Source organism: Cryptosporangium japonicum, assembly GCF_039524755.1.
GTDB classification, from domain to species: Bacteria; Actinomycetota; Actinomycetes; order Mycobacteriales; family Cryptosporangiaceae; genus Cryptosporangium; species Cryptosporangium japonicum.
Window position 1 is genome coordinate 180,252 of the sequence record NZ_BAAAGX010000029.1, and the last position, 6,177, is coordinate 186,428.

The following is a 6,177-nucleotide window of genomic DNA, read 5'->3' on the forward strand; positions in this document are numbered from 1 at the left end:
GTGGTGGGCCAGCCCGGCGCGGTCACCCGGGCGCACCTGGGCCAGCGCCTCGACCGCACGGCCGTGCATCCGGGTACGGCGCAGCCGCGGGACGTCCTCGTACAGCGTGTCGCGGACCAGGGCGTGGGCGAACCGGACCGCGCCGGTCGAGGGTTCGACGAGCAGTCCGGTGAGGACGCCGGCCTCCAGCGCGTCGAGCACCGTGTCCTCGTCCGTGCCCGCCAGCGCGAGCAGCACGTCGACGTCCACCTCGACACCGAGGACGCTCGCCGTGCGCAGCACCGCCCGCGCCGGGCCGGGCAACCGGGCCAGCCGCCGTCGGAGCACGTCGCGGACGCCGGCGGGGACGGCGTCGGCCGCGGCCCCCGGACCCTCGGCGGCGATCAGCCGCGCGGTCTCGGAGACGAACAGCGGGTTGCCGCCGGTGCGCGCGGTGACCAGCTCGACCAGCGCGGTGTCCGTGGGCGCGCCCTGGCGTCGCAGGAGCTCGGCGACGTCGTCCGCGGGCAGCCCGGCCAGGTCGATCCGGTCGGCGGCGGAACCGGCGAGCGCGGCCCAGCAGGCGCTCAGGTCGTCGGTGACCTCGGCCGGGCGGTACGTCGCCACCACCAGGACCGGTCGACCGGCCAGTTCGGACGCGACGTGCCGGAGCAGCTGCAACGTCTCGCCGTCGGCGCGGTGGACGTCGTCCAGGACGACCAGGAGCGGGCCGGTGGCGGTGAGCGTGGTGAGCAGCTCGGCGACGGCCCGGCCGAGCCAGAACGGGGGGACGTCCCGGGCCGGTGCGGCCGGCGCCTCCTGGTGCAGCAGCGGGGCGAGCCGGGTGGTCAGCGCGTCGTCGATGCGGTCGATCGTGGCGTGCACGACCTCGCTCCAGGCCCAGGCCGGTGGTGCGCCGTCCACTTCGGGGCAGCGTCCGCGCAGCACCTGCCAGCCGCGCTCGGCCAGGACGCCGGCCACCGCGCCGGCCAGCGTCGACTTCCCCGCGCCGGGATCCCCGCCCACCCAGGTGACCCGGAACTGCCCCGCGGCCGCCCCAGCGGCCGCGGCCGAGATCCGCGCCATCTCCCCGCGCCGCCCCACCAGTACGCCCGCCTCGGTCGGGTCCGCGGACCGGGCCGGGGCGTGGTCGCGAGGGGGTGCCGGGCGCACGGCGGGAGCGGAGGTCAGCTCGAGGGCGGGTGAGTGGGCCAGCACGTCGGACTCCAGGGCCCGGAGAGCGGGGCCCGGGTCGACGCCCAGGTCGTCGGCCAGCCGCGTCCTGGCGTCCCGGAGCACGGTCAGCGCGTCGGCCTGGCGCCCGGTGCGGTAGAGCGCGCGCGCCAGCAACGCGACCGCGTCCTCGCGCAGCGGATGCGCACGCACGTGCCGATCGAGGTCGGCCGCCACCTCGGCGTTCCGCCCGGCGGCCAGCATCGCCTCGGCCCGCCGCTCGACCGCGACCCGGCGCAGCTCCTCGAGACGCTCGGCCTCCGGAACGGCCCAGGGTTCGTCCGCGAACTCGGCGTACGCCGGCCCGCTCCACTGCGCGAGTGCCTGATCGAGCAGGTTCGCGGCGTCCACCGCCGACGCGCCCGCCGCCTGCTCCAGCAACCGCTCGAACCGCCACGCGTCGATCGCGTCGTCCTCGAGCCGCAGTGCGTACCCGGGCGCGGCGCTCACCAGCACCTGCGCGGGGGTCCGCGGCGCTCGCCCCGGCTCGAGCGCGCGCCGGAGGTGCGAGACGTACACCTGGAGAGCGGCGAGCGCCTTCGGTGGCGGCTCGCCCTGCCACAGGTCATCGACGAACCGTTCCGTCGACACCACGTGCCCACGCGCGCTCACCAGCCGCGCCAGCACCGCCCGCTGCCTCGGGCCGCCGAGTTCCACGGGTTGGTCGGCGACCTCGGCCCGTAGCGGCCCGAGAACGCTCAACCGCACCATGGGGTCGAAGCCTACGGGCGGTCTCCGCACGTCGTGGGCCTCTGTCCGGAGCCGGACGGCGTGCGCGGCGGCGACTTCACCCCGAAACGGGGTCTGGTACCCGTACCGGCACTGTTGAAACACTGATTGAACTCGTTCCAGTCCGGCGACCGCGTGAGGAGCTGTCATGCCCTACGTTTCGTCCGCGGTCCGGCGGCGGCAGATCGTACTGGCCGCCCGCGCGGTGGTGGAGCGTGACGGGCTCGCGCACGCGTCGCTGCGCGCGGTCGCCGACGAGGCCGGTATCGCGCTCAGCACGCTCCAACACGTCTTCAAGACGCGCGAGGCGTTGTTCGGTGCCGTCGTCGAGGACCTGCTGTTCGGGCAGAGCGTCTCGCCGGTGCCGCTCAGTAGCGTGAACCAACGGTTCGGTGACTGGCTGAGCGAGACGCTCCAGGCGCTCTGGCAGCACGTCGTGCGGCAGAGCGCGCAGGCGCACCTCGGCCGGCTCGAGGTGACGCTCTACGCGGTGCGTGCCGGGCTGACCCACGAGTTGGCCCGCTGGCAGGACGAGCGGATCCGTCTCTGGGCCGGCAAGACCGCGGCGCTGGCCGGGTGGAGCTTCCTGATCCCGGTCGACCAGGTGGCGCGGCTGGTGATGGCGATGATCGACGGGTTGCTGATCCAGTTCCTCGCCGACCCCGACCCCGAGCGGGTCAGCACGGACCTGCGCAGCGCCGCCCTCGCGATCGCCGGCGTCGCCGAAGCACCGGCCACTCCGAGGCCCGCCTAGCTCGCGTGGATCACCGCGGGGGCAGGGGTGGCGCGGCCGAAGAGGGTGGCCGAGAGGTCGCTCAACGTGTGGGCGCCCCGTTCCAGCGAGTCCTGGCCCGGTGGCATCGAGTACATCTCGGCGACGACGTAGCGCTCGTCGTCGCCGGCGAAGCCGACCGAGCTGGTCAGCCAGTGTTCCCGGCCGTCGTCCTTCTCGACCGACCAGCCGTTCTTGTTGCCCGGCTCGACGTCGGGACCGGCCGACCAGATGCCCCAGTGCTGGATCTCGTCGGTCTGACGCATCCCGGTGACCACCAGGTCACGGTCGGCCGGGCCGAGCTTCTCCAGCATGTAGTCCATCAGCGTGACCAGGTCACCCGGCGTGCACTTGACGAAGCCCCAGTACTTGTCGAAGCCGTCCACGTACGTCGCGTGGCTCATGCCGTAACGCGACTTGAACCGCGTCAGCAGCGCCGACCGGCCGTACTCGCGCCAGAGCGCGTCGGCCGCGTCGTCGGAGGAGAACGCCAGGATGTCGCCGATGCGCTGGGTGTCGGTGTCGGACAGCTCCCGGACCCCGGTGCGTGACTGCTCGAGCGCGGTCGCGACCAGCCCCAGCTTGATCGTCGAGCCGGTCCAGAACAGATGGTCGACGTCGCCGGTCTGCCAGCGGTCACCGGTGCGGCGGTCGAGGACGACGACGCCGAGCTCGCCGGGCGCGTCCGCGGCGATCCGGCCGGCCGCGGCCAGGCGCGGCGCCCACTCGCAGCCCCAGCCCGCGCTGTCGTCGCAGCCCGACGGGCTCGCCGCGCTCGCGGCCGGCGCGACCGGGGCGCTCGACGCGCTCGGCGTCCGCGGCGTCGGCGTATCGGCGTTCCCCGCCGAACAGGCCGCCGGCGTGAGGAGCGCGAGCGCGGCGACGGCCACCGCGACCAGACGAGTCCGCATGATCCGCACGCTAGCCCGGTGGTGCCGGCGCCGACGCCCCGGGAGCCCGGTCCAGGCGAACCTCCGCCGACCTCGGGCCGACCGCCCGGCGACCGCCGGCACGGCCCGGACGGGATGTCCCGGTGCGCCGGGCGGAAAGCCCGGGACGACTGGTCGCACAGCTGATCAGCGTTCACAGCAGCCACGGACACAATGGAGCCGGACGAGCAAGACCAGATAACGCACGACGACGTCGGCCCGGTGCGAGGGGTACCGGGCCGACGTCCGTGTCACACCGTGGCCGGTTCGGGTTCCGGGGCCACCGGCGGCTCGAACTGCTCCGCGTGCGGCGCCACCGGTGGCAACACCCGCTCCAGCCAGCCCGGCAACCACCAGTTCGCTCGCCCCAGCAACGCCATCGTCGCGGGCACCAGCACCATCCGGACGATCGTCGCGTCCACCGCGACCGCCACCGCCATGCCGACGCCGACCATCTTGACGGTGAGGTCGGAGTCCAGCCCGAACCCGACGAACACGGCCACCATGATCAGCGCCGCACCGGTGATCACCCGGCCGGTCGACGCCAGCCCGCGCACCACGCTGCCGTGCGCGTCGCCGGTACGCAGCCAGTCCTCGCGGATCCGCGACAGCAGGAACACCTCGTAGTCCATCGAGAGCCCGAACAGCACCGCGAACATCAGCAGCGGCACCCACGTGGACACCGGCACGGCGTGCGGCAGGCCGAGCAGCTCGGCACCCCACCCCCACTGGAACACCACGGTCATCACGCCGTAGGCCGCGGCGATCGAGAGCAGGTTCATCGCGGCCGCCTTCAGCGGAACGACCACCGATCGGAACATCACCAGCAGGAACACCAACGACAAGCCCACGACGACGCCGACGACGTACCAGAGCCGCTCGGAGAGCAGCGCGGAGATGTCGCGGAAGATCGCGGTGATGCCGGTGATCTCGGCGCCGGCCGGGAGCACGTCCGCGCGGAGGTGGTCCACCAGTTCGGAGGCGCGCTCGTCCTGCGGGCCGTACTTCGGCTCGACCGTGATGACGGCGGCCCGGCCGGACGGGGCGGTGATCGGCGCCGAGACCCCCGCGACGCCCGGGTCGGCGGCGAGGCGCCTGGTCAGGTCGGCGAGGCTCGCGGCGGGCACCTTCGTGAGGTCGACGGCGACCAGCAGCGGGCCGTTCGCACCCTCGCCGTACTCGGCGGCGATCAGGTCGTAGGCCTGGCGGGTGGTGTTGCTGGTCGGTTGGCTGCCGGCATCCTGCGGCCAGGTCCGCATCCCGAGCATCGGCGCGGCCAGCGCCACCAGCACCGCGAGCGCGGCCAGCGCCCAGGGGAGCGGACGCCGCCCGACCCGGGCCGCCCAGCGGGCGGTTCCAGCGGTGGGTGTGGTCGGCCCACCGGCACTGGCCATACGCGCGGTGGTGCCGGGGGCGGCGTGATTCTGGATTTGGCGGTGGGGGCGGGGGAGCGCGCGGCGGCCGGAGAGGGCACACAGCGCGGGCACCAGCGTGATCGCGGCGGCGACGACGACCGCCACCACCAGCGCGGTGGCCGACCCGAACGACCGGTAGATCGGGAGGCCCGCGGACGTGAGGCCGAACAGCGACAGCAGCACCGTCGCACCGGCGACGACCACCGAGACGCCTGCGGTCGCGGTCGCGGTGGCCGCCGCGAGGCGGGCCTCGAGCCCGGCGCGGACGCCTTCGTTGTAGCGGGTCACGAGCAGCAGCGCGTAGTCGATGCCGACGCCGAGACCCACCATCGAGGCGACGGTGGGGGCGGTCGTGCTGACGTCGGTGACCGCGGCGAGCAGCGTGATCGTCGCCGACCCGATGCCGAGCCCGACGAGCGCGACCGCGATCGGCAGACCCGCCGCCACCACGGAACGGAACGCCAACAGCAGGATGACGAGCGCCGCGACGACCCCGATCGCCTCGGCGACACCGCTGATCGCCCCGATGTTCTCGGCCACCTGACCGCCGAACTCCACCTGCAGACCACGCTCGACCGCGGGCCTCGTGGCGTCCTCGAGCGCGTCCACGCCCTCCGTGCCTTGGAAGTCGGTGACCGGCACCGTGTACGTGAGCGAGAAGAGCGCGGTGTCACCGTCCGCGGACCGGCGGGGAGGGGACACGGTGCCGACGTGCTCGAGCGCGCCCAGGCGCTCGGAGAGCGTGCTCAGCAGGGCGGGGTCGAGGTCGTCGCCGTGGACGACGACCCGGGCGTCGGTGCCGGAGACCGACGGGAACGCGCGCTCGAGCAGGTCGATTCCGCGTTGGGACGGTGTTCCGGCGACGTGGTAGTCGTCGTGCGTCGTGCCACCGGCGATCCCGGCGACGGCCAGTGCGGCGACCAGCGCGGTCAGCCAGACGGCGACGGTCCGCCACGGGTGCGCGGCGGCCGCACCGCCGACGCGGTACAGGAAGCGGGACATCGGTGAGTACCCCTTAGCGCGAGATGGTGTCGGGCTGACGTTCTCGCGGGGTACTTCACGGCGACTTGGTGCTGACTTGGTGCCTAGGTGTGCTGTGCAGGGACGTTGGCACAGTTGT

The 6,177-nt window shown here is 74.0% G+C and carries 4 protein-coding genes; 1 reads left to right on the top strand and 3 read right to left on the bottom strand.

The annotated features are described in order from the left end of the window. Positions 1-1,923: ATP-binding protein (locus tag ABD437_RS33990; protein WP_344653068.1), on the bottom strand; the 1,923-nt coding region annotated here is incomplete at its 3' end. 166 nt (positions 1,924-2,089) lie between these two features. Between ABD437_RS33990 and ABD437_RS33995 the strand changes: the two genes are divergently transcribed. Continuing rightward, positions 2,090-2,695 (top strand): TetR/AcrR family transcriptional regulator, encoded by a 606-nt coding sequence (locus tag ABD437_RS33995; RefSeq protein ID WP_344653069.1) that lies wholly within the window; start codon positions 2,090-2,092, stop codon positions 2,693-2,695. On the opposite strand, the gene ABD437_RS34000 is transcribed toward ABD437_RS33995, so the two are convergent. After that, positions 2,692-3,624: a serine hydrolase gene (locus tag ABD437_RS34000; RefSeq protein WP_344653070.1), complete on the bottom strand. Its 933-nt coding sequence runs from the start codon at positions 3,622-3,624 to the stop codon at positions 2,692-2,694. The genes ABD437_RS33995 and ABD437_RS34000 overlap by 4 nt on opposite strands. A gap of 269 nt (positions 3,625-3,893) precedes the next feature. Beyond that, positions 3,894-6,059 (bottom strand): MMPL family transporter, encoded by a 2,166-nt coding sequence (locus ABD437_RS34005; protein WP_344653071.1) that lies wholly within the window; start codon positions 6,057-6,059, stop codon positions 3,894-3,896. Positions 6,060-6,177 lie beyond the last annotated feature (118 nt).

Excerpts from the sequence above, each read along its gene's own strand:
- ABD437_RS33995 (WP_344653069.1), top strand. The coding sequence starts at position 2,090 with ATGCCCTACGTTTCGTCCGCGGTCCGGCGGCGGCAGATCGTACTGGCC.
- ABD437_RS34000 (WP_344653070.1), bottom strand. The coding sequence starts at position 3,624 with ATGCGGACTCGTCTGGTCGCGGTGGCCGTCGCCGCGCTCGCGCTCCTC.
- ABD437_RS34005 (WP_344653071.1), bottom strand. The coding sequence starts at position 6,059 with ATGTCCCGCTTCCTGTACCGCGTCGGCGGTGCGGCCGCCGCGCACCCG.